Source organism: Arthrobacter sp. LjRoot78, from assembly GCF_964254335.1.
GTDB lineage: Bacteria > Actinomycetota > Actinomycetes > Actinomycetales > Micrococcaceae > Arthrobacter.
In genome coordinates this window covers 318,749-340,694 of the sequence record NZ_CAXUTG020000001.1, presented here as the reverse complement: position 1 = coordinate 340,694, position 21,946 = coordinate 318,749, and the positions used below count along the sequence as shown (strand labels likewise).

23 protein-coding genes are annotated in these 21,946 nt (G+C 66.0%); 13 read left to right on the top strand and 10 right to left on the bottom strand.

Annotation, left to right across the window (positions count from 1 at the left end):
• The first annotated feature begins 107 nt into the window (after positions 1-107).
• The gene (locus ACSQ1X_RS01655) at positions 108-818 is read left to right on the top strand and encodes a FadR/GntR family transcriptional regulator (protein ID WP_055801625.1); all 711 of its coding nucleotides are present in this window, start codon (positions 108-110) and stop codon (positions 816-818) included.
• On the opposite strand, the gene ACSQ1X_RS01650 is transcribed toward ACSQ1X_RS01655, so the two are convergent.
• A complete protein-coding gene (locus tag ACSQ1X_RS01650; protein ID WP_055801628.1) occupies positions 815-1,072 on the bottom strand; it encodes a metal-sensitive transcriptional regulator in 258 nt (85 codons plus the stop codon). The two genes, ACSQ1X_RS01655 and ACSQ1X_RS01650, sit on opposite strands and share 4 nt — an antisense overlap.
• A 111-nt stretch (positions 1,073-1,183) precedes the next feature.
• On the opposite strand from ACSQ1X_RS01650, the gene ACSQ1X_RS01645 reads away from it, so the two are divergent.
• Complete coding sequence (locus ACSQ1X_RS01645; protein ID WP_235505824.1) at positions 1,184-2,128, top strand: SGNH/GDSL hydrolase family protein; 945 nt, start codon at positions 1,184-1,186, stop codon at positions 2,126-2,128.
• Between the two features lie 77 nt (positions 2,129-2,205).
• Positions 2,206-2,415, top strand: coding sequence for a dodecin (locus tag ACSQ1X_RS01640; protein WP_028270601.1), 210 nt, complete (start codon positions 2,206-2,208; stop codon positions 2,413-2,415).
• 10 nt (positions 2,416-2,425) lie between these two features.
• Here ACSQ1X_RS01640 and ACSQ1X_RS01635 read toward each other — a convergent pair whose 3' ends face one another.
• On the bottom strand, positions 2,426-2,623 hold the full coding sequence (locus ACSQ1X_RS01635) for a hypothetical protein (protein ID WP_436056413.1): 198 nt from the start codon (positions 2,621-2,623) through the stop codon (positions 2,426-2,428).
• A gap of 86 nt (positions 2,624-2,709) precedes the next feature.
• The gene (locus tag ACSQ1X_RS01630; RefSeq protein WP_436056412.1) at positions 2,710-3,606 is read right to left on the bottom strand and encodes a helix-turn-helix transcriptional regulator; all 897 of its coding nucleotides are present in this window, start codon (positions 3,604-3,606) and stop codon (positions 2,710-2,712) included.
• Positions 3,607-3,793: 187 nt separating this feature from the next.
• Between ACSQ1X_RS01630 and ACSQ1X_RS01625 the strand changes: the two genes are divergently transcribed.
• From ACSQ1X_RS01625 to ACSQ1X_RS01595, 7 genes are all read left to right on the top strand, one after another.
• Positions 3,794-4,639, top strand: a complete 846-nt coding sequence (locus ACSQ1X_RS01625; protein WP_436056411.1) for an aldo/keto reductase — start codon at positions 3,794-3,796, stop codon at positions 4,637-4,639.
• A gap of 80 nt (positions 4,640-4,719) precedes the next feature.
• Positions 4,720-5,691, top strand: a complete 972-nt coding sequence (locus ACSQ1X_RS01620) for an aldo/keto reductase (protein ID WP_436056410.1) — start codon at positions 4,720-4,722, stop codon at positions 5,689-5,691.
• A 64-nt stretch (positions 5,692-5,755) separates the two neighbouring features.
• Complete coding sequence (locus ACSQ1X_RS01615; protein WP_436056409.1) at positions 5,756-6,586, top strand: aldo/keto reductase; 831 nt, start codon at positions 5,756-5,758, stop codon at positions 6,584-6,586.
• 133 nt (positions 6,587-6,719) lie between these two features.
• A complete protein-coding gene (locus ACSQ1X_RS01610) occupies positions 6,720-6,983 on the top strand; it encodes a GlsB/YeaQ/YmgE family stress response membrane protein (protein ID WP_011690132.1) in 264 nt (87 codons plus the stop codon).
• 176 nt (positions 6,984-7,159) lie between these two features.
• Positions 7,160-7,654 carry a hypothetical protein gene (locus ACSQ1X_RS01605; RefSeq protein ID WP_436056408.1) on the top strand — a complete coding sequence of 165 codons (495 nt, stop codon included), beginning with the start codon at positions 7,160-7,162 and terminating at the stop codon, positions 7,652-7,654.
• Positions 7,655-7,985: 331 nt separating this feature from the next.
• Positions 7,986-10,145, top strand: a complete 2,160-nt coding sequence (locus ACSQ1X_RS01600) for an amylo-alpha-1,6-glucosidase (protein ID WP_436056407.1) — start codon at positions 7,986-7,988, stop codon at positions 10,143-10,145.
• 13 nt (positions 10,146-10,158) lie between these two features.
• Positions 10,159-11,214, top strand: coding sequence for a glycosyltransferase family 4 protein (locus ACSQ1X_RS01595; protein ID WP_436056406.1), 1,056 nt, complete (start codon positions 10,159-10,161; stop codon positions 11,212-11,214).
• On the opposite strand, the gene ACSQ1X_RS01590 is transcribed toward ACSQ1X_RS01595, so the two are convergent.
• The 4 genes from ACSQ1X_RS01590 to ACSQ1X_RS01575 form a co-directional block, all read right to left on the bottom strand.
• Positions 11,151-12,113, bottom strand: coding sequence for a putative protein N(5)-glutamine methyltransferase (locus ACSQ1X_RS01590; protein WP_436056405.1), 963 nt, complete (start codon positions 12,111-12,113; stop codon positions 11,151-11,153). The two genes, ACSQ1X_RS01595 and ACSQ1X_RS01590, sit on opposite strands and share 64 nt — an antisense overlap.
• A 237-nt stretch (positions 12,114-12,350) precedes the next feature.
• Positions 12,351-13,394, bottom strand: coding sequence for an NAD(P)-dependent alcohol dehydrogenase (locus ACSQ1X_RS01585; RefSeq protein ID WP_436056404.1), 1,044 nt, complete (start codon positions 13,392-13,394; stop codon positions 12,351-12,353).
• Between the two features lie 73 nt (positions 13,395-13,467).
• A complete protein-coding gene (locus tag ACSQ1X_RS01580) occupies positions 13,468-13,677 on the bottom strand; it encodes a hypothetical protein (RefSeq protein WP_436056403.1) in 210 nt (69 codons plus the stop codon).
• 100 nt (positions 13,678-13,777) lie between these two features.
• Positions 13,778-14,152 carry a carboxymuconolactone decarboxylase family protein gene (locus tag ACSQ1X_RS01575; RefSeq protein ID WP_436056402.1) on the bottom strand — a complete coding sequence of 125 codons (375 nt, stop codon included), beginning with the start codon at positions 14,150-14,152 and terminating at the stop codon, positions 13,778-13,780.
• Positions 14,153-14,332: 180 nt separating this feature from the next.
• Between ACSQ1X_RS01575 and ACSQ1X_RS01570 the strand changes: the two genes are divergently transcribed.
• The 3 genes from ACSQ1X_RS01570 to ACSQ1X_RS01560 all read left to right on the top strand — a co-directional run bounded on the left by ACSQ1X_RS01570 (position 14,333) and on the right by ACSQ1X_RS01560 (position 17,827).
• Complete coding sequence (locus tag ACSQ1X_RS01570; protein WP_436056401.1) at positions 14,333-14,737, top strand: (R)-mandelonitrile lyase; 405 nt, start codon at positions 14,333-14,335, stop codon at positions 14,735-14,737.
• Between the two features lie 150 nt (positions 14,738-14,887).
• Positions 14,888-16,630: a DUF222 domain-containing protein gene (locus ACSQ1X_RS01565; RefSeq protein WP_436056400.1), complete on the top strand. Its 1,743-nt coding sequence runs from the start codon at positions 14,888-14,890 to the stop codon at positions 16,628-16,630.
• Between the two features lie 129 nt (positions 16,631-16,759).
• Positions 16,760-17,827, top strand: a complete 1,068-nt coding sequence (locus ACSQ1X_RS01560; protein WP_436056399.1) for a quercetin 2,3-dioxygenase — start codon at positions 16,760-16,762, stop codon at positions 17,825-17,827.
• A gap of 132 nt (positions 17,828-17,959) precedes the next feature.
• On the opposite strand, the gene ACSQ1X_RS01555 is transcribed toward ACSQ1X_RS01560, so the two are convergent.
• The 3 genes from ACSQ1X_RS01555 to ACSQ1X_RS01545 are packed head-to-tail and all read right to left on the bottom strand — an operon-like array spanning position 17,960 to position 21,901.
• Positions 17,960-19,204: a DUF3500 domain-containing protein gene (locus tag ACSQ1X_RS01555; RefSeq protein ID WP_436056398.1), complete on the bottom strand. Its 1,245-nt coding sequence runs from the start codon at positions 19,202-19,204 to the stop codon at positions 17,960-17,962.
• Positions 19,182-21,014: an FAD-dependent monooxygenase gene (locus tag ACSQ1X_RS01550; RefSeq protein ID WP_436056397.1), complete on the bottom strand. Its 1,833-nt coding sequence runs from the start codon at positions 21,012-21,014 to the stop codon at positions 19,182-19,184. Before ACSQ1X_RS01550 ends, ACSQ1X_RS01555 begins: the two co-directional genes overlap by 23 nt.
• Positions 21,014-21,901, bottom strand: coding sequence for a fumarylacetoacetate hydrolase family protein (locus tag ACSQ1X_RS01545; protein ID WP_436056396.1), 888 nt, complete (start codon positions 21,899-21,901; stop codon positions 21,014-21,016). The genes ACSQ1X_RS01550 and ACSQ1X_RS01545 overlap by 1 nt, the downstream gene beginning before the upstream one ends.
• Between the last annotated feature and the right edge of the window lie 45 nt (positions 21,902-21,946).

Here is a 21,946-nt window from a genome sequence, read left to right as displayed (position 1 = left end):
GTAAGATGTCAGACATCTAACATTTGAGTGCTAGTGTGGCACAAGGCACAGGGACGCGCAAGTAGACTTGTCGGACAAATCGTCGCTCACCGCTGAACGGGGGAAAATTGGCACGTAAATCACTGGTCGGCGTGGTGGCCGACGAGCTCCTGGACCGGATCATTGCCGGCGAGTTTCCCCCCGGCTCCAGCGTCCCGGGCGAGCTGGAGCTCAGCGCGAAGCACGAGGTCAGCCGTATGACCGTGCGGGAAGCCATGAAGACGCTCGAAGCGCAGCGCATCCTGAGCGTGGAGCGGGGGCGGGGCACGTTCGTCAACCCGCTCAACCGCTGGGCCTCCCTGGAAGCCGTGCTCCGCGCAGCGTCAGAGGGCGTGAATGATGCCTCCGCCGCCATCCAGCTGATCGAGCTCCGCCGGATGCTGGAAACGGGCGCATGCGAACTGGCGGCGGGCCGCATCAGCGACGCGGACATCGGGATTCTGCACGGCTATGTGGCGGCCATGCGCAAGGCCCACGGCTCCGACGACCTGCCGGGTTTCGTGGAAGCCGACCTCGCGTTCCACGACGTCATCCTCCGCGCCTCGGAGAACGTTTTTGTCGCCGTCCTGTTTGAGCCGCTGCACCGTGTCCTGGAGAAGCGGCGGACCGAAACGTCCAAGTTCCGGGACATCCAGGAGCATGCCATCGGGCACCACCAGGCCATTGCCGAGGCATTGGAGTCACGCGACGCCGCACGCTCCCGCAGCGCCATGGACGCCCATATGCAGCAGACGCTCGATGACCTGAAGTCTTACGTGCTTGAGGCTAAAACCGCCTAGGCAAGCGAGAGGAAGAGCTTCTCAAGCTCGGCTTTGTCAAGGCTGGGGTCTTCCTGCTGCATGCACTGCTGCAGGCCCGTGGCGATGATGGAGAACCCGGCCCGGTCCAGGGCGCTGGATACAGCGGCCAGCTGGGTGACCACGCTCTTGCAGTCGCGGCCCTCTTCAATCATCCGCGTGACGGCAGCAAGCTGCCCCTGGGCGCGGCGCAGGCGGTTGATGACCGGCTTCATGTCGGCGGGATCGAGTTCCATTGCTTCCTCCGTGGCTCTAGGACTCCCTCCATGATATACCCCCCTTGGTATTTTCTGATGCTAATGCAATAGGAATCACATCCGCTGACGGCCGCCGCGGCGCCTGCCGAAATGCGACCTTCGGCCCTGTTTTCGGGTCCCGGACGGGGTCACCATGGGAACGTGAGTACGTTCAGCATTCCTGGACCGTCGCGGACACCCCCCGCGGCGAGCACTCCGGCTCCGCACCCCTGGAACCGATACGTGGCACTGGGAGATTCGTTTACCGAGGGGTATGGCGATCCGGAGCCGCGGAGCCCCGGAGGTGTGCGCGGCTGGGCGGACCGGGTCGCAGAAGAGCTGAGCCTGGGCCACCAGGACTTCGCCTACGCCAACCTGGCCGTCAGGGGCCGCCTCCTCCAGCAGATCGTCGATGACCAGCTGGGGCCGGCCCTCGAGCTCAAGCCGGACCTGGTCACACTCTCCGCGGGCGGCAATGACATCGTGTTCCGCGGCAGTGATCCGGACAGGCTGGCGGAGAGGCTGGAGCCGGCAATAGCGCTCCTCAGCGCCACCGGAGCAACGGTGGTGCTCTTCACCGGTCCGGACTGGGGAAGCACGCCGGTGTTCGGACGCATCCGCGGCAAGGTGGCCATCTTCAACGAAAACATGCGCACCATTGCGGCCCGGCATGACGGCGTGGTGGCCGACCTCTGGAGCCTGCGCCAGTTGGCGGCTCCGCACATGTGGGATCCGGACCGCCTCCATTTCTCCCCGCTGGGCCATCACACCATCGCGGCCATGGTGCTGGAGACACTGAACGTCCCGCACACCCTGAAACCGCTGGAACCCAAGGTGCTGCCCGTCGGCAGCTGGCGCCAGGCCAGGAGCAGCGACCTGGTCTGGGCCAAGGATTACCTGTTCCCGTGGGTGGTGCGGCGGGTGCGGCAACGTCCCGCAAACCTGGGCCTGACAGCCAAACGACCGGAACCCGGCCCCGTGTTCGGCCCGGGCATGGCGCACGGGCCGCTTCGCGCAGGCCCGTTCCCCACTGGTCCGATGCCCGCGAAACCCTAGTCGCGCCGCCGCGCGTCCGCTAATCTGCAGGGACGGCCCGCAGTTCCGGGTGTCAATGGAGATTATGAGGAGCGAAGTTGTCGAATCACACCTACAGCATTTCTGAAATTGTCGGAACTTCAAGCGAGGGCGTGGACGCTGCCGTCCGCAACGGGATCGCCGAGGCCGCGAAGACCCTCCGCAACCTGGACTGGTTCGAAGTCAAGGAAATCCGCGGGCACCTGGAAGACGGGAAAGTGGCCGACTGGCAGGTGACCATCAAATTGGGGTTCCGCCTGGAGCGCTAACCCCGGAGTTTCAGCGGGACGTGTCCCCTGCCGTGACCCGCCGCCAGACGGTGGGCGAGCCGTTGTAGGACGGAAAAACGTGTCCTTCGAAGAAGGTTTGACCATCATGCGGTGCGTCCACAGGGGCCCACAGTCCGGAAGCCGGGCAGTGGGTTCCTGTGGCCCCGGCGGTGGCCACTCGTTCGCGGAGCAGTGCGATGCGCTTCATCGTTGAATCCCATCCTTGGTAGTGAAAAAGGTCTACCCCAAGGCTAGGAAAACCCGATGCGCTCCCCAATGGGCGTTTGCCCAGAATCAGACGGGTTCATGTGGCAGCTGCACAGCCGCATCGGCCGGGCCGGCGGCCACGCTGTCCATGCCGGCACCGAAGCTGCCCAGCAGCGTCAATGAATCGGCCGACGGCGACCCCGGCTTCGCGGAAAACACCCGCAGGACCTGGTCCGGATCATCCGGAAGCACCAGGTTTTCAAAGTTCAGTTCCAGGTCTCCCACCGCAGGATGGCGGAGACGTACGCTGCCCGCCGACGGAGCGGCGACACGGTGTCCGGCCCACCACTGCCGGAAGTGTTCGCTGTGCACCGCGAGTTCGCCCACCAGTTGATTGGCCTGGGCATCGTTGGGATGGCGGCCAACGTCCCCGCGCAGGGCGCCGACCGCATCTGAAGCCACTGCCTTCCAGTCACGGAACAACTCACGGGTGCGCGGATCGAGCATCAGCCAGCGGGTCAGGTTGCGCTCCCCCGCAGGCATGGCCGGGAAATCGGCAAACAGCAGGAAGGCCAGCCTGTTGCCGGCCAGGACGTCGCTCCGGCGGCCCAGGACCAGCGCGGGAACGTCACCCACCGCGTCCAGGAGCTGGCGCAGCGCCGGGCGGACACTCTGGACCGGGAGGGGAGAACCCTGCGAGGCCGCACAATTCTCCAGGAGATCCATCATGTGCGTCTGCTCGCTGGAATCGAGGCGCAGCGCACGCGCCACGGAATCAAGCACTGCCCTGGACGGGTGGATGTTGCGGCCCTGCTCCAGGCGCGTGTAGTAGTCCGTGCTCACATCCGCCAGCCGCGCTATCTCCTCGCGGCGCAGCCCGGGAACCCGCCGGGCACCGGAGGTTCCGGCCAGCCCGGCGTCCTCCGGCTTCAGCCGCGACCTCATGGCCTTCAGGAATTTTCCAAACTCGGCGCTCTGACCCATGCCTTCCATTGTGCACGGCCCGCAAGCCTGCGTTCTACAACGAACGTAGGACTGCCAGTCCTAGGAAAAACAGGAACAGGCATCCCTGCTGACACGGCAAGGCAAAGTGCATAGGCTCGAAGCCTAGCCAGTACGAAAGCGGTTTCCCACACCCTTCGACGATCCCCACGACCGGAAGAAACTGACGATGTCCCAGACGAACCAAAACACCATTCCGCAACTGACCCTCAACAACGGAGTCCGGATCCCGCAACTCGGCTTCGGCGTGTTCCAGGTTCCGCCGGAAGAAACGCAGCGCATCGTTGAAGATGCCTTGGAAGCGGGGTACCGCCACATCGATACCGCCGCCGCCTACCGGAACGAAGCAGGAGTCGGCGCTGCCATCGCCGCCTCGGGCATTCCCCGCGAAGACATCTTCATCACCACCAAGCTCCGCAACGGCGAACAGGGCAACGCGCACGAGGCATTCCAGAACAGCCGCAAGGCTCTCGGCGTCGAGTTCGTGGACCTCTACCTGATCCACTGGCCGGTGCCTTCCCAAGGGCTTTTCACCCACGCCTGGAAGGCGATGGAAAAGCTCTACGCCAACAGCCAGATCCGCGCCATCGGCGTGTCCAACTTCCTCCCGGAACACCTGGACACGCTCCTCCCGGCCGCGGACGTGGTCCCGGCAGTGAACCAGTTCGAAAGCCACCCCACCTTCCAGCAGCAGGAACTGGCCGCCAAGTGCAGGGAACTCGGCATCGCGGTGGAGGCCTACAGCCCGCTCGGCCAGGGCGCGGACCTGAATGCAGCGGCCGTGAAGGACCTCGCCGGCACACACGACGCCACTCCCGCCCAGATCGTGCTGGCGTGGCACCTCGCCCAGGGCACCATCGTCATCCCCAAGTCCGCCGATTCGCAGCGCATGCGGGAAAACCTGGGTGCCGTCGCCGTCGAACTTTCCGCCGCCGAACTCAGCGAAATCACCGCGCTGGAGTCGGGCGCCCGCGCGGGCGCCGATCCCGCCGTCGCCGCCTTCAGCCAGATGTAACCGGCCGTCGGTGGTTGAGCCTGTCGAAACCGATCTCGACAGGCTCGATCACCGAAACCACAACCAGACAGGACGTCACCATGCAGTACACCCACCTTGGCCGCTCCGGCCTGCAGGTTTCCCGCCTGTGCCTCGGCACGATGAACTTCGGCCCGCAGACCGAAGAAGCGGCCGCGCACTCCATCATGGACTCCGCGTTGGAGTCCGGCATCAACTTCTTTGACACCGCCAACGTCTATGGCGGCACCGGCCGCCGCGGCTGGACAGAGGAAATCATTGGCCGCTGGTTTGCCCAGGGCGGCGAGCGCCGCGAACGCACCGTGCTGGCCACCAAGCTCTACGGCACCATGACGGACCGGCCCAACGAGTCTAAGCTGTCCGCCCTGAACATCAGGCGGGCGCTGGACGCCAGCCTCAAGCGGCTCCAGACGGATTACATCGACATCTACCAGTTCCACCACGTCGACCGGAACACGCCATGGGACGAAATCTGGCAGGCCATGGACGTGGCCGTCCAGCAGGGGAAGATCCTCTACGCGGGCAGCAGCAACTTCGCCGGCTGGCACATCGCCCAGGCACAGGAGTCCGCTGCCCGCCGCAACTTCACCGGCCTGGTCAGCGAGCAGTCCATCTACAACCTCCTGACCCGCAACCTGGAGCTGGAAGTCATCCCTGCCGCCCAGCAGTACGGGCTGGGGCTGATCCCCTGGTCGCCGCTGCACGGCGGTTTGCTGGGCGGCGTGCTGAAGAAAGAGCGCGACGGCGTCCGCCGCACCGAAGGGCGGGCGGCCGAGACGCTGAAGAAGCACCAGGACCAGATCCGCCAGTACGAGGACCTGGCCGACGACCTCGGCCATGAGCCGGGCGACGTCGCACTCGCGTGGCTGTTGCACCAGCCCGCGGTCACCGCACCGATCGTCGGTCCCCGTACACAGGAACAGCTCGACGCCGCCATCCGGGCCCTCGATGTGAAGCTCGACGCCGATGCGCTCAAGCGCCTCGATGACATCTTCCCCGGCCACCGCACCGCCCCGGAAGACTACGCCTGGTAAATCATTGGCAGACCGTGCCTTTTGACATCTGTCCAAACCGGCTCCGATAGGAAAGACTTTTGAAATGGCGCTTTCACCAGTGATTGAGCTCAATGACGGACACCGGATTCCCCAGATCGGGCTGGGGACCTGGCCGCTGGACGACCAGCAGGTGGCTGCCGCCGTCGTTGATGCCGTGAAAGCCGGGTACCGGCATATCGACACCGCGGTGAAATACGGCAATGAAAAAGGCGTGGGGAACGGCATCCGAGCCAGCGGCCTGGACCGGTCGGAAGTGTTCATCACCACCAAACTGGACGGTGAATTCCAAGGCCAGGAGAGGGCCCTGGCAGGACTGGACGGGTCACTCAAGCGCCTCGGGCTGGACTACGTGGACCTGCTTTTGATCCACTGGCCGCTCCCCCGGCGGGATGAATTCATCTCAACGTGGAAAACTTTTGAACGGTTGCAGGCCGCCGGAAAAGCACGGTCAATCGGCGTCTCCAACTTCAAGCCGGCGCACCTGGAACGGCTCATGGCCGAGTGCGATGTTGTGCCGGCCGTCAACCAGATCCAGGTCAGCCCGGCTGTCACCCGGATAGTGGACATCGCCTACAACAGACGGCATGGGATCGTCACCGAGTCATACAGCCCGCTGGGTGCGGGCAGCGACCTCCTGAACGCCCCAGTACTGGGGAAGATCGCCGAAAAGCATGGCAAAACCCCCGGCCAGATAGTACTCCGCTGGCATATCGACCAGGGCCTCGTCGCCATCCCCAAATCGGCCAATCCACAGCGCATGAAAGAGAACCTGGACATCTTCCGTTTTGCGTTGGACGCGGACGACACATCCGCCATTGCAACGCTGGACGGAGGTGACGAGGCCGGGGTTAATTCCGACGTTCAAGGCCACTGAAAATCGGCGCTCCCAGAAATTCACAGGTCCGCCGACTGGCAGATTAATACTAAGCATGATTAGTATTAGGTAGAAGGATGTAGCGTGCCCGGGATCCGGGCACCTCCTCAATGAAAGAAGAAGGAACGATAAAATGGGTTTTTTCGCATTTCTGATTCTGGGCCTTATCGCCGGAGCAATCGCTAAGGCAATCCTCCCCGGCCGTCAGGGCGGTGGCATTTTCATCACCCTGCTCCTGGGCGTCGTAGGTGCATTCCTCGGCGGCTGGATTGGCAGCCTGCTCTTCGGTGTTGGCATCAACGAGTTCTTCTCGCTGTCCACTTGGCTGCTGGCCATTGGCGGCGCGATCATCGTCCTGCTTGTTTACGGCATGATCACCAAGCGCACGGCCCGCTAAAGCGGAGTCCGGCCTGAGAAACGGCCCCGGGATTTTTCCTGGGGCCGTTTTTCCATTTATGGCCCCCTCATCCACGGCCTTGTATCTACGGCCTTGTATCTACGGGCGTTCCCCTACGGGGTTCACCCGCGCACGGATTCGCCCGAGTACGGATTCTCACGGAGCAGGAGTACATCATGAAAGCAAAACTTCTTTTCGGTACCGGAGTAGCAGCGGGCTTCGTCCTGGGTTCCAGGTCCGGCCGCGCCGCCTACGAGAAAATCAAGGCGAGGGCTGCGGCGCTCTGGGACAGCAAACCGGTCCAGGACAAAGTCGCGGCAGCAACCGAAGCGGTCAAGGAAAAGGCCCCCGAAGTGTCAGACCAGCTGACCGAGGCAGCCCGCCGTGCAGGCACGGTCATCAGTTCCGCTGTCCACCGCGACAAGGCAGGCGCCTCGGACCACACGGCTAAAACCGCAGTTCCCGCGGCAGAAAGCGACTTGCCCGCCGGCGACTACGTGCCGTCCCACAGCACGCATCCGGAGACCGTCAATCTGGGCACTGCGGATGGCAACGTCCCCGACGTCACCAGCGATCCGGCCCGCAATGACTCAACCGGCCAGGACTGGTCCGACGAAGGCGGGGCCACGCCCGCCGGCGCCGCCATCAACACGAACCCTGAGCGGACCTAACAAACCCGACAGCAGTCACACCGACCCGTCCGGCCCCTTGGTTCCGGGCGGGTCGGCCCGTTCCTGCCAGTTTTGCCCGGCCTTGCCACCCTGGACTCGCGCTCCATCAGCCGGGTTCACAACGGCCCGTCCTCGGGTAGCCAAGCGTCCGCCGCAGCGGTCCGCCGCAAGGGTCCAAAGAACCTTGCCGGGGGACGGCGCGGAATTCTAGAATGTGGATGGCTAAGCAGTCAGCCATTGAATCCTCGGTCCGGAGTGAATTCATGAGCTTTCGACGCCTGGCCCCCGCCTTCCCGGCTGCTGCGGTGCGGGCTGTTGCCCGGCGGCGGCCATGAACGGCTGGAACCTGGACACGGCCGGTTCAATCGGCCACAACGCCGTGACCATCGTTGAAGGATCATCTTTCTTCATTTCCGCCGGCAACGGCGACCTGGATCCCGGCATGGCCCATGGTGTTTTCTACCAGGACACAAGGATCCTGTCCCGCTGGAACCTGCTGGTGAACAACCACGTGGTGGAAGGGCTCATGGCGGTGACCCCGGAACCGTACCGGGCCGTCTTCACCGGCCGAGCGCCGCAGCCTGACGGGGCCGCCGACCGGCCCATGGTTATTGAGCGGGACCGGCAGGTGGGCGACGGCATCCGCGAGACCCTGACCGTGCGCAACTATTCCAACTCCCCGGCGCCCTGCAGCGTCAAATTGGCGGTGGAGGCGGACTTCGCGGACCTGTTCGAGGTCAAGGCCGGCAGGAAAACCCGCCAACTGCGCCCCTCCCACCGGCCGGAAGGCGACCGGCTGGTTATCAGCGGCCGCCACAACAACAGGTTGCTGGGCGTGACAGTACGCGCGCCCGGGGCAGACGTGAACCGCCACGGCGTGATGTACAAGGTGACTGTTCCCGCGAAGGGTTCATGGACCGCGACCATAGTGGTGACACCCAGCTCCGACGGCAGCGAACCGGCGGGCAGGTTCTCCGCCAGCACACCGCAACACGAATCGGCTCCCGCCCTCCGCCACCGGACCTGGGGCGCCGCTGCGCCGGTGATCAGCATGGACAACCCCTCGCTCGAAAGGATCCTGCGCCAGAGCCAGCGGGATCTGGGCTCCCTGCGGATTGCAGACCCCGCCCATCCGGACCGCACCGTGGTCGCGGCGGGCGCACCGTGGTTCATGGCGCTCTTCGGCCGCGACTCCCTGCTGACCTCGCTGATGGCGCTTCCGGTTGATCCCGCAATTGCCCTGGGTACGCTGCAGACGCTTGCCGAATACCAGGGCCAAAAGATCAACAAGCTCACTGAGGAGGAACCCGGACGGATCCTCCACGAGGTGCGCCTCGGTTCAGGCGCCGCCCTGTCGTTGGGCGGCGCCAAGACGTACTACGGGACGGTGGACGCCACCCCGCTGTTCGTCACCCTGCTGGGTGAAATCAGCCGCTGGGGACTGGAGCCGCGGGCCGTGCAGGAACTCCTCCCCAACGCGGACCGTGCGCTGGACTGGATCACAAACTACGGGGACCGTGACGGGGACGGTTTTGTGGAATATGAGCGCGCCACACGGCACGGCCTCCTCAACCAGGGTTGGAAGGACTCCTACGACGGAATCAACTTTGCGGACGGGACCCTCGCCGAACCGCCCATCGCTTTGTGCGAGGTCCAGGGCTATACCTATAGCGCGTACGTAGCCCGTGCCCTGCTTGCCCTCGACGCCGGTGACGGCGCGTTTGCCCGCAGCTGGGGTGACCGTGCCGCAGCACTCAAGGAGGAGTTCAACCGCAGATTCTGGCTGCCGAAGCGCGGGTACTTCGCGGTGGCTCTGGATAAGGACAAACGGCCCGTGGATGCTTGCGCCTCCAACATGGGGCATTGCCTGTGGTCGGGAATCGTCGATGACGAGAAGGCACCCCTCGTGGCACAGCGCCTGATGGAACCGGACATGTTCTCCGGCTGGGGTGTCCGCACACTGGCTTCGACCATGGGCGCGTTCAATCCCGTGAGTTACCACAACGGCTCCGTGTGGCCGCATGACAACGCCCTGATTGCTGCCGGACTGATGAGGTACGGCTTCATCGAAGAATCGCAGCGGGTGGCCATGGCCCTCTTCGACGCCGCGGAGGCATTCGGCGGCAGGCTGCCCGAGCTTTTCTGCGGTTTCCCGCGCGAATCAGGCAAGCCCCCGGTGTCCTATCCGTCGTCGTGCTCTCCGCAGGCCTGGGCGTCGGCCACTCCCATCCACCTCATCCGCGTCCTGCTGCGCCTTGATCCTTCTGCACCTACCGGCCGGCTCTGGTTGAGCCCTGTCTTCCCGGAAGGATTCGGCTACCTGAAGAAGGAACAAGTGCCGCTGGCAGGTTCCCGCCTGACCATCGAGGTTTCGCGTAACGCCGCCCACGTGACGGGGCTGCCGGCCTCAATTGAACTGCACCTGGGGACGCAGGAACCCCTGGCGGACCTCATCCGGGTCCGCCATGACCCCGGCCGGAGGGCCGGCTGATGTAGGAGGCACTATGCATATTGGCATCCTGGCACCACCATGGATTCCCGTTCCCCCGCCGAGCTACGGCGGGACGGAATCCGTGGTCCACACCCTTGCCGCGGGGCTCGCGGAGGCAGGGCACGATGTTGTGCTTGCCGCCTCGAGCGACAGCACGTGTCCCGTTCCCAGGGTTCCGGGCCTCTCCGACTCGTCCGAACTCAGCATGGACTCGGGACGGGAGGAGATCCTGCACGTCCTGCGTGCCTACGAATCCATGGCGGACGTGGACATCATCCACGACCACACGCTGCTCGGTCCGCTGTGCCAGCGGGACAGGCCCGACGTTCCCCGCGTCACCACGTTGCACGGGCCTTTCGACGACGAACTGACGCTGATCTACCGTGCCATGCAACGGGAGACAGCACTCGTGGCCATCTCGCACCATCAGGCCTCCACGGCCTGCGGGGTAAAGGTGGACGCCGTGATCCACCACGGGATTGACGTCCGGGGCATCCGGTACAGCCCGTCGCACAACGACGGAGCATGCTTCCTGGGACGGATGCATCCGAACAAAGGCCTCCTGCAGGCCATCATGGTGGCGCGCCGAGCGGGCATCCCGTTGCGGATCGGCGCCAAGATGCGTGAGCCGTTTGAGCTGGACTACTTCCACGACGTGATCGAACCCCTCCTGGGCGCGGACGTTGAATACCTCGGCGAGCTGGGGACGGCGGACAAATACCGGCTGCTTGGCGAGTCCGTGGCCCTACTGAACCCGATCCAGTGGCCGGAACCTTTCGGGATGGTGATGATCGAGGCCCTGGCCACCGGCACCCCGGTGGTGGCCACCCGCCGGGGGTCCGCTCCGGAAATCATCAACGACGGCGAAACAGGGTTCCTGGCGGACAGCGTCGAGGCCCTCGCGGAGGCACTTCAGGGTGCCGCCGGGCTGCGCCGCAGCGACTGCCGGCGTGCGGCCGAGCAACGCTTCAGTTCCCAGCGGATGGTCCGCGAGTACCTCCGGTTCTACTCGGAGCTGCTCACGGGATCACAGCGGGCTGCCGAGGAAACGGCCGCCGCCGGATTCTGAGCCACTGCCGGTTCTGAGCCACTGCCGGTCTGAGCGGCGCTGCCAACGGCGGCTGTGCCGATCGCTACTGTGGCGTCCACGTCCGGGTCGCTGGCCAGCCGGGCCGTAAGCCCTGCCCGTCGCATCAGTCCGATAGTCTGCCTCGCCTGCCCCCGGCTCGTTTCGATCAGCACGTGCCCGCCCGGGGCAAGCCAGGCCGGCGCCTCCGCGATGACCCTCCGCTGGATGTCCAGCCCGTCCGGCCCGCCGTCCAGCGACATCCGCGGTTCGTGCGTGCGGGCTTCCGGAGGCAGGGTTCCGATCGCCGCAGTGGGCACGTAGGGGGCGTTGGCCACCACGACGGCGATGCTGCCCCTCAGCCGGGACGGCAGCGGTTCGAAGAGATCACCCTCATGGACGTGTCCGCCAAACGGCTCGATGTTGCTCTTTGCGCACAGTACTGCGGCCGGATCCAGATCCGAGGCGTACAGTTCGATTCCGTCTGCCCGGGCTGCCAGTGCCACCCCTACGGCCCCGGAGCCGCAGCACAGGTCCACGACGACGGCACGCCCGGCGGCGCGCCGCCCGCCGTCGGGAGTCCCGCCGTCGTGCATGCGGAGCAGCAGCTCAGCCTGCCGTACCAGGAACTCGGTGCGGCGGCGGGGGACGAACACTCCGGTGGCGACACCGATGCGGAGTCCGCAGAATTCCGCCCAGCCGAGGATGTGCTCCAGGGGCAGCCCGGCGGCGCGCCGTTCGATCATTGTTTCCAGCTCAGCGGCCGAGGCGGCAGCGTCCGTCAGCAGGCCGGCTTCCTCCTCGGCAAACACGCAGCCTGCGGCCCTGAGGCGGCGGACGGCGTCCTCCGGATGGCCGGGCGACCCGGCCCAACCGGGCCGAAATGAGCGTTCTGGCGGCAAGAGCAGGCTCCCTCAGCTGCGGGTCGGTGGGTCTCATGCTACCCAACGGGAGGGAATGCAAAGGGCTCGTGTTTCCGTCGCCCGGCCATCTGCCTAGATCATGCGGCGGGCCTGGCGGTCCATCTGGTTGGCGTCCAAACGCAAAAGCAGCGCCGACCTCTCCTGAGGGCGGCGCTGCTTTCGGTTGTTACTGCTTTCGGTCGCTGACGCGGCCGGGCTAGCTCGACGCGGCCTGGGTTAGCTCAGGGTCGCGGTGTCGATCACAAAGCGGTACCGGACGTCGGAGGCCAGGACGCGTTCGTAGGCCTCATTGATCTTCTCGGCCGGGATGACTTCGATCTCGGCACCGAGGTTGTGCTCGGCGCAGAAGTCGAGCATTTCCTGGGTCTGGCGGATGCCGCCGATCATGGAACCGGCGAAGGAGCGGCGGCCGCCGATGAGCGCGAACGCGTTTACCGGGAGCGGTTCCGCCGGCGCACCGACGTTCACCAGCGTGCCGTCAAGTGTCAGCAGTTGCAGGTAGGAACTGATGTCGATCGAAGCGCTGACCGTGTTGATGATCAGGTCGAAGCTGCCGGCCAGGTCGGCGAAGGTGTTTTCGTCGCTGGTGGCGTAGTAGTGGTCGGCGCCCAGTTTCAGGCCGTCTTCCTGCTTCTTAAGTGACTGGGACAGCACGGTGACCTCGGCGCCCATGGCGTGCGCGATCTTGACGGCCATGTGGCCGAGTCCGCCGAGTCCGACGACGGCCACCTTCTTGCCCGGGCCTGCACCCCAGTGGCGCAGCGGCGAGTAGGTGGTGATGCCGGCGCAGAGAAGCGGTGCGGCGACGTCGAGCTCGATGCCTTCCGGGATCCGGACCACGAAGTCTTCGGTCACCACGACGTGGGTGGAGTAGCCGCCCTGGGTGATGGTGCCGTCGCGGTCCACCGCACCGTAGGTGCCGGTGTTGCCCTTGAGGCAGTACTGCTCCTCGCCCTTCTGGCAGTTGACGCATTCGCGGCAGGAATTCACCATGCAGCCGACGCCGACGCGGTCGCCCACGGCGTGCTTGGTGACTTCGGCGCCAACCTCGGTGACGATTCCGGCGATTTCGTGGCCCGGTGCCAGCGGGTACTGCTGGGGTCCCCAGTCACCGCGGACGGTGTGGATGTCCGAGTGGCAAATACCGGCGTACTTGATCTCGATCAACACATCGTGTGGGCCGACGTCGCGGCGTTCGATAGTGATGGGGATCAGGTCTCCGTCAGCGGACGGGGCGGCGTAAGCGTTAGCGGTAAGCAATATGTTCTCCAATGTTGGGTGTTCGTTGGATTCGTTGGGTATGAAGTTCGGTTCGGGTGGCTGAACATCAGTGTCAGGAACGGATCAGCACTCTGAGCGCTGTGCGGTCGGCCATCGCCCGGTAGCCGACAGCGACGTCGTCGAGGGCCACAGTGTGGTCAAACACCATGCCGGGCTGGATTGTTCCCGAGAGGATGTCCGGCATGAGTCCTTCGATGTGGGCCCCGGCCGGGGCCACGCCGCCGGTCAAGGTGATATTGCGCATCACGGTGCCAAAATTCATCGGCACATCGGTGTACTGGGCAGCTCCCACCCTACCAACGGCACCGCCGTCGCGCATGGGAATCCTTTTAAGGTGTTGATGGATAGCTGGACCCGGCTGCTTAGCCGGCGTGCGCCGTCGTCGGCTGCTCATTCGCCGGCTGTTCAGCCGGCTGTTGTTCTGCAAGAACTTCCTTGAGCGCCGTAACGGCGGTGATGGCGTTCGGCCAGCCGGCGTAGAACGCAAGGTGGGTGAACATTTCGACCAGTTCATCGGGGGTGACGCCGTTCGCGAGGGCGAGCCGCAGGTGGGAGGGCAGCTGGCCGGTGCGGTAGAGCGCCGTCAGCGTAGCAACGGTGATCAGGCTGCGGTCGCGGGGCGAGAGGCCGGGCCGTTCCCAGACATCGCCGAACAGGACATCATCGGTGAGCTGGGCTAGCTTGGGCGCGATGTCGCCCATCAACTGCTGGGCCCGCGACGGGGTTTCTGTTGCCATGGTGCTGCTCCTTAGGAAGTTTTCGCTGCCTATCCAGCAAACCCCTTAGCAACCGCGCGGGGAAGGTTCTGTTGATACAGGTACTGGCAGGGCCTCCCTGCCGCCCGCGAAGGCTCCTAGTGTTGAACCGGTGGAATGCCGCCCCCACAGGGGCGGGCAACCAGCGATTGAGGAGAACTGTTGGAAATCCAGCCCAAAACGCCAAGCAACAAAGGACCGGCGGAAATGTTCACCGGCGACGTCTGGTTCGACGTCATTGCGAAGGGCGAGGCACCCTCGCAGCTGCGCGTGAACATGGTCCGCTTCGCCCCGGGCGCGCACACTGCGTGGCACTCGCACGCGAACGGCCAGACCCTGCATGTCACCGAAGGCCGCGGCCTGGTCCAGGCCCGCGGCGGCGAAGTGATTGAGATCCGCCCGGGCGACACCATCTACACGCCGCCTGGTGAAGAGCACTGGCACGGTGCCGCCGCGGACCACTTCATGTGCCACCTGGCCATGTGGGAAGCCCTGGGCGACGGCCAGGAGGGCCCGGAAACAGCGTGGGGCGAGCACGTGACTGACGAGGAATACAGCGCTAAGTAGCTGGACTGGTTTGCAGCGCGGCTGGCAGGACTGGCTGGACTGGCGGGACTGGCGGGACTGTCGGGACTGGCGGGACCGTTCGTCGGGGTGGTGACGGGCCGGGCCAGGCGGCGGGGCTAAATTGTCGGACCCCTTTGGCAGAGTTGTCCCATGGAGGTCTTGGGGGAACTCGCAGCAGGAGGGGCGTTGCGGTGGGCGGCATTGCCCGCCGCCGCTTCTGCTGTTCGGCCCGCTTCCGGTCCGGGCCTGCGCAGCGTCCCCGCCGGTCTGCAGACTTCTCAGGCGTTGGCGTCCGACGGCGGCGGGTCCGGTGATCTTCCCCGGAGCCTTGAGCTGCTCAAACGTGCCAGTTCGACGGCGGCCGAGGACGCCGGGGTGATGGGCTTCCGGGAGGCTGCCGGCTTCGCTGCGAACGTTGAGGAAATCGCCCGGACCCTGGACTACCTACAGGTGGTCGCCGCCGGGGCTGTGGACCGGACCCGGCGCCAGGCCTCGGCTGCTGCGGGTTCTGCGAGGGCCGGCTCTGGTGCCGCGGTTGGCTGGACCACCGGGTGGGGTAACGAGACTGCCGTGCACGGGCCCATCGGCTGGACGAGTAGCCAGCTTGCCGATGCAGGGAGTGATCGGGCTGCAAGCGGTCCGGCTGCCGAGGCGCCCGCGGGAACTGCAGCTCCTGCGACCCGGGAACCGGATCCGGCCGATGACGGCTGCCGGAACACTGCCGAGTTCCTCCGCGCGAGGTTGCGGATCGGTGCCGGCGAAGCCCGGCGCCGGCTGGCACTGGCGGAGGCGGTGCTGCCCGGGACCGGGATCACCGGCCACCCCCAACCGGCGGAACAGCCCGAACTCGCCGAGGCCGTGGCATCCGGGACCGTGGGCACTAGGTCCGCGACCATCATCACCCTCGCCCTGGACCGGGTCCGCCACCACGCCACCGAAAACACCATGGCCAGGATGGAACACGCCCTGACCCGCACCGCGACGGAACAGGACACCGACTTCGTCGCCCGCGTCGCCCGGCAGTGGACGGACGCGATCGACCAGGACGGCACCGAACCCACCGAAACCGAACTCCGGCACCGCCAGGGCGTGTTCCTCCGCCAGCCCCGCCGCGGACTCCAGCGGATGGAAATCCTCGCCACCACGGAGCAAACCGAACACCTGCTCACCGCCATGAACACGGCCACCAACCCCCGCACCCAACCAGGCGAGCAGGACCTGGACCAGGACCTGGATCAGCGCACCCGCCCGCAGCAGCTCCTGGACGGCCTCGTCAATGCCTGCAAAACAGCCCTGACCACCGGCACGCTCCCGGCCGCGGGCGGGCTCCGGCCCCAGGTCATGGTCACCATCGGCTACCGCGACCTCCTCGACCAGCTGGAGAACCTCGAGCACACCACCGCCCAAGGACCCCGCTCCCGATCAGGCGCAGACACCGGGACGGGCGCGAGTGCAGCTAACGGCATCCCGGGCACGGGCTCGTTTACGTTCACCGGCCCCGTCACCGCCGCCACCGTCCGCAGGATCGCCTGCGACGCGGACATCATCCCCGTCCTGCTCGGCAGCCAGGGCCGGATCCTGGACATCGGCCACACCACCCGGGTGTTCCCGCCGCACATCCGCAAAGCCCTCACCGCCCGCGACCAGGGCTGCGCCTTCCCGGGCTGCACCATCCCCGCCCCGTGGTGCGAAGCCCACCACATCACCTACTGGTCACGCGGCGGACACACCAGCACCGACAACGGCGCCCTGCTCTGCAGCCATCACCACCACCTGATCCACAAGGAACAGTGGCAGATCCACATCAAAACCGGGATCCCCTGGTTCACCCCGCCACCCCACATCGACCCACGACAGGTCCCGCGAAGAAACAACTACTTCAGACTCGAGTGACCCTGTCGTGCTCTGACGGAGTGCCGAAATGTATTTCACTCATTGGAAAGCCTGACACCCCGACCCTTCGTTTGAGGGCATGCTGGTGACCACGCCACGGCGAAGCTCCGGACTGGAAAGAAGGAACCAATGTCCCTCAGCGTTGAGGAAATGAATACACAACTCCCGGTGGCGAACGCGCTGCCCGGCGAGGCTGTCCCCTACTACATGGCTTCCGGCGAGGGCGCCCGGTACGAAATCAACGGGCAGCTTGTCACCGTCATCGCCCGTTCGGCGGACACCGGCGGCATCTTCAGTGCCGCCTACGTCTCGGGCGGGATGGGGGCCGAATCTCCCTTCGTCAGCCACAAGGTGGAGCACAAGACCTTGTACGTCTTCGACGGCATCCTGCACGTCTGGCTGCCCGGCGAAAGCCGCATCCTCACGCCCGGCGACTCCGTAGTCATTCCTCCAGGAACCCCGCACGCCTACCGCATGGCCAGCCACTACACACGGTTCCTGAACTGGATGACCCCCGGCGGGGCCGAGGCCTACTACGAACGCGTCGGCACCCCCATCGATTCGCATGTTCCGCCGGTGCGCGCGGGCCACAAACGCAGCGCACAGGAGCAGGCGGAAGTGGGGGCCGAGTTCGGCATCACGTTCCCGGAGGTGCAGCGCGTTGCGCCTACCTTCCAGCAGGACGCCGGCCTTCCGCCCATCCAGAGCCCGTACTTCCTCAGTGCGGGCGAAGGTGAACGCCTGGTCAGCTACCAGACCATGTTCACCTACCTCTCAAGGCCGGCGAACACCGGCTCAAACTACTTCGCAGTGCACACCAAGGGAGCCAAGTCGCCCTACATTCCGCTGCACTTCCACTCGGAGCACACCGAGAACTTCCTGTGCACGGAGGGTCGGATGTGGCTCTACGCCAACGGCCGCGAGATGCTCCTGACCAAGGGCGACTTCGTGCACGCGCCGGCCGGAACCGTCCACTCCTTCGCGTTCGACTCCCACAACACCCAGATGGTGGGTTTCCTGACGCCGTCGGTCTTCAACGGCTTCTTTGAGTACTTCAACAAGCCCACCGAGGATTACATGTACACCGAAGGCGGGACACCGTACATGGACATGGAAGGCTTCGGCCGCGCCCAGGCGGAGATGGACCTGACCGTCGTCGGTCCCCCGCCGCAGCGTCGCACGGCCCTGGACATCTGAGAAGAACCAACGAACGCCAATGGCCCGGACTTCCGAAAGGAAGTCCGGGCCATTTCTGGTTCCAGTCCATTTCTGGTTTCTGGGGGTCATCGATTGCTCCGTACGCGCCCTTTTCGCCCCGGAAAACGGCTGTTACGGAGCAATCGATGGGTATTGGCGCACCAGTTCGCGGCCATAATCGTTGCCGTTGGGCGTGCGCAGGACCGTGTGAATGTGGAACGGCGCCGGCTCGTCGTTGCTGAGGAAGACCCCCGTGTGGTGGTCCAGCTCCATCACCATCACCGGGCTCTGCAGCCGGAAGTAGAAGGCCTCCTGCCCCTCCCAGTCGCCGATCCAGCTGAACCAGCTCTCGCCGTAGTGTTCCCGGATCTCCCTGCGCCGCGCAGCCCTGGGTCCGTCCGGCAGGTAGGCGATGAAATCCTCCACCACGTCATCCAGCACGGCTAGCGCCTCGGGCGGCATCGAGCCGACCGCAATGCCCTCATAGGGAATCACCCGGTTGTCCTGGAAGCAGCCGCCCAGATGGCGTTCATCCCCGGGGTGGATCCGGCCCTCAGGCATGGCCGGGTCCACCATGGCGGCATACACGGTCGCCTCTTTTCGGAGCCCGTCCGGCAGGGCACCCATCAGTTTCCGGGCTAGCGCGATGCGTTCCTTGAAGACCTTGACGCCCCGGTGCGGACCGGCGTCGATGACGTCGGGTTCCGCTCCGAGGAACACGGGCGAGATCACCAGCTGCGTGCCCGCGACCAAACAGTTGAGCGCCACGTGGTGGCCGAAGAGCTGCCAGCCCCAAGGTTCCGTCTCGGACGGCTCACCGAACAGGGCGAAGTTGTAGCTGAACTCATTCATCAGCAGCGGAAGCTCCACCAGTTCACCCAGGAATCCGTTGATCCGCATGAGGTTCCTGGCCAGTTCGAAACCGGCAGGGCTCAGGCTCGCCTCCACCACGGCCAGCGCGGCATCCCGGACCGGGGCGTCCAGTTCATCAAGGCGCAGTCCGGTGTCGTGCTGCATAAACTCGGGGTTCGCCCAGCTCTGCCACTCGTGGGCGTCCACGCCGTAGCTCAACCGGGAGACTTCATCGAGGGTTGCAGCAGACAGCAGCTTCCGGCCGGCTGCCACCATCGCCGCTGTGGGCGCTTCTTCGCCGGCCCTGGCCGGTTCGAGCGGATAGAGCCCCGGGCGGAGGACGCCGTCGTTCGTTATCCCCCTGAAAGGTTCCGGGTAGAGCACGTCCCAGCCCTTGATCATGGGGCCGGCAAAGGAGTCGGTTTTGGCCGCTTCGGCGTAGTCCCGGGCGGTGAGGCCGCGGATCCCGGCCACCCGCGGATGGTCCGGAGCGAACAGGAATTCACGGAATGACGGCGCTGACACGGGACTCCCTTTCGGTGGGCTGCGTTGGGTTGGGCTGCGCCGGGCTGTTCTGCTCCGGCCTGTGCTCGAAAGAATGCCGGGGCGCTGCGCTCCAGCCGGCGGCCACGGCTAGCGCTGCCGCGGCAGCCTCAGCGGACGTACCTCGCCAGGCAACGTGCTGGTCCGGACGGACCAGCACCGCGTCGGCTCCCCACAGGTCCGCCATCGGCGTCCCGTCGTCGGAAGGCCCGACGGCGGTGATGGTCACCGGGATGCCCTGCCGGGCCGCAGCATGGACGACCGGCGCAAAGACCTGAACCTCAGGCACACCGCCCAGGCCGGCGGCGTCGGCCAGGAGGGTGAAGCCTGTGCCAAGGAGGCTGTAGAGGGAGGTTGAGTCATCCAACCAGGCGTGCGGCAGCATGGCCCCAGGGCTGGCCGAAGCGACGTACCGGATTGGGTCCTCAGCGGGAACCGGCGAACCGTCAGGCACCACCAGGGGCGAATCCGCGTAGGCGTAGCCGAGGACCAGTCCCAGCGAATCGAACTCGCTCTGTTTGACCGCGAGCGCCTCGTAAGCCGCCTGCCTGGCCCGGATGCCGTCGCCGCCGGCGCTGCGCAGGGCCGGATCAGCGAAATGGTAGGCGAGCGCCTCGCCGTTGGTGGCGGCGTCGCGGATGGTCCGCGCCGCCACCGGACGGCGTTCGAGCCCGTAACTGGCCAGGAGTTCCGGGCCGCCCCACCCTCCCAGGCTGGCCGCGATCTTCCACGCAAGGTTCGCAGCATCGCCGATGCACGTGTTGAAGCCGTGCCCGCCCCACGGTGGATTCAGGTGCGCTGCGTCGCCCACCAGGAACACGCCGTCGCGGCCGTAGCCGGGGGCAAGAAGCATGCGGGCGGTCCAGGGATCGGTGGCCACCACGTCGACGTCCACCTCTGTGCCCACCAGTTCGCGGACCATGGCGACGGCGGCGTCATCCGCCAGCGCGGCCGCAGCCTCTGCGTCCACGCCCTGCACGATGGCCCACCACGTATCGGCCAGGTCCATCCGGCCCACCATTCCGGCGGTTTCCCCTCCCACCACCCAGTACTGGACGGCGGGTGGCAGCGCGATCCTGGGGCCAAGGTCCTTCGAGCGGAACATGATGCTGATGTTGGACAGTTCCGCGGAACCGCCTTCCAGGCGGATGCCCAGGCCGCGGCGCACGGCGGAGGAACCGCCGTCGGCCCCGACCACAAAGTCGGCGGTGATGGTGCGGGTCCGTCCGGTATCGTCCGCCACCACGACGGCGGTTCCGGTACTGGCGGTTCCGGAAGGAACCGGCCCTGAATTACCACTTCCGGAATTAACACTGACGTCCTGCACATGCCACCCGGTCAGCAAGGTAACCAACGGGGCCTCGGACACCGCCGCGCGGAGGACCTCCTCCAAAACGGGCTGCGGAACCTGCTGGCCGCATTCGGGCTGCGGCCCGTAGCGGCCCGGCACCAGCTGGAACGCGTGCCGGAACGTCCGGATTTCATGGGCCGCGGGACCGGCCAGCACGGTGCAGAAGGTGACGTCCTGGGCATAGTCCACGGGAAGCGGTGCCGCGGCGCGGAGTGCGTCCGCAAGTCCCAGCCGGCGGAGGTGCGTCATGGTGCGGGCGTTGGTGGTCTTGGCCCGGGGCCGGGCCGGATCCACGGTGGTCCGTGGCTCGATCACCGTGCTCGGGATACCGCGGGATGCGAGGTCCAGCGAGAGGAAGAGTCCACTGGGGCCGCCGCCGGAGATCAGGACCTGCACCTCCTCCGGCAGCGTGTCAGGAGAGGCGGTTTCCAGGGTGACCATCAGGCACGGCCACGGAGCGAGATGTCGCCGACGGGAGTAGTGAGCGTGCCGAGGCGGTCGATTTCCACTTCAACGGTGTCGCCCGGCTGCAGCAGCCACTGCGGTGTGCGGGCGTACCCCACACCCTCCGGGGTTCCGGTGGCGATCACATCGCCGGGATGGAGGGTGAGGGTCTGGCTGATCAGCGAGATGATGGCCGGCACGGAGAAGATCATGTCCCGCGTGTTGCCGTTCTGGACCTCGGTGCCGTTCACCCGCGTGCGGACCTGGAGGCCGTCACGGAGGTCGCCCACCTCGTCCCGGCTGACCAGCGGACCCAGCGGTCCGGTGAAGTCGCCGTTCTTGCCCAGGGTCCACTGCGTGGTGAGCTTCTGCGCCCGGCGGGCCGTGAGGTCGTTGAACGTGGAGTAGCCGAAGACCGCTTCGGCCGCTTCGGCCTCGTCCACGGATTCCACACGCCGGCCGACGTACGCCGCCACTTCGCCTTCCCAGTCCAGTCCCGCTTCGCCGGAGGGTACGGGCACGGGCACGTTCCCAACTGACAGCGAGGCCGTCCAGCGGCCGAACAGCGTGGGGCACGGAGGCAGGTCCTGGTCCTTGTAGCTGCCTTCCGCGGCGTGGGCTTTGTAGTTGAGGCCCACACAGATGATGCGGGCCGATGCGGGCACCAGCGGCACTTCGGTAACGCTGGCGCGCTCAAGCCAGCCGCCGTCGTCGGCTGCTGAAGCACCGGATGCTGAGGCGCCGGCAATCAGGGAGACAGACTTGTCTTGCCAGCCGGCGGCGTCCGCCCAGAACTCGCCTACGGGCGCCAGCGGGAAAACGCGGGAGTCCACCAGGGCCGCTGCCCAGGTTTCCCCGCTGTGGTTGATGCCGATGTACTGCATGTGGAGCCTTTCAGGTCTAGCCCGGACACAAGGAATGCCGGTCAG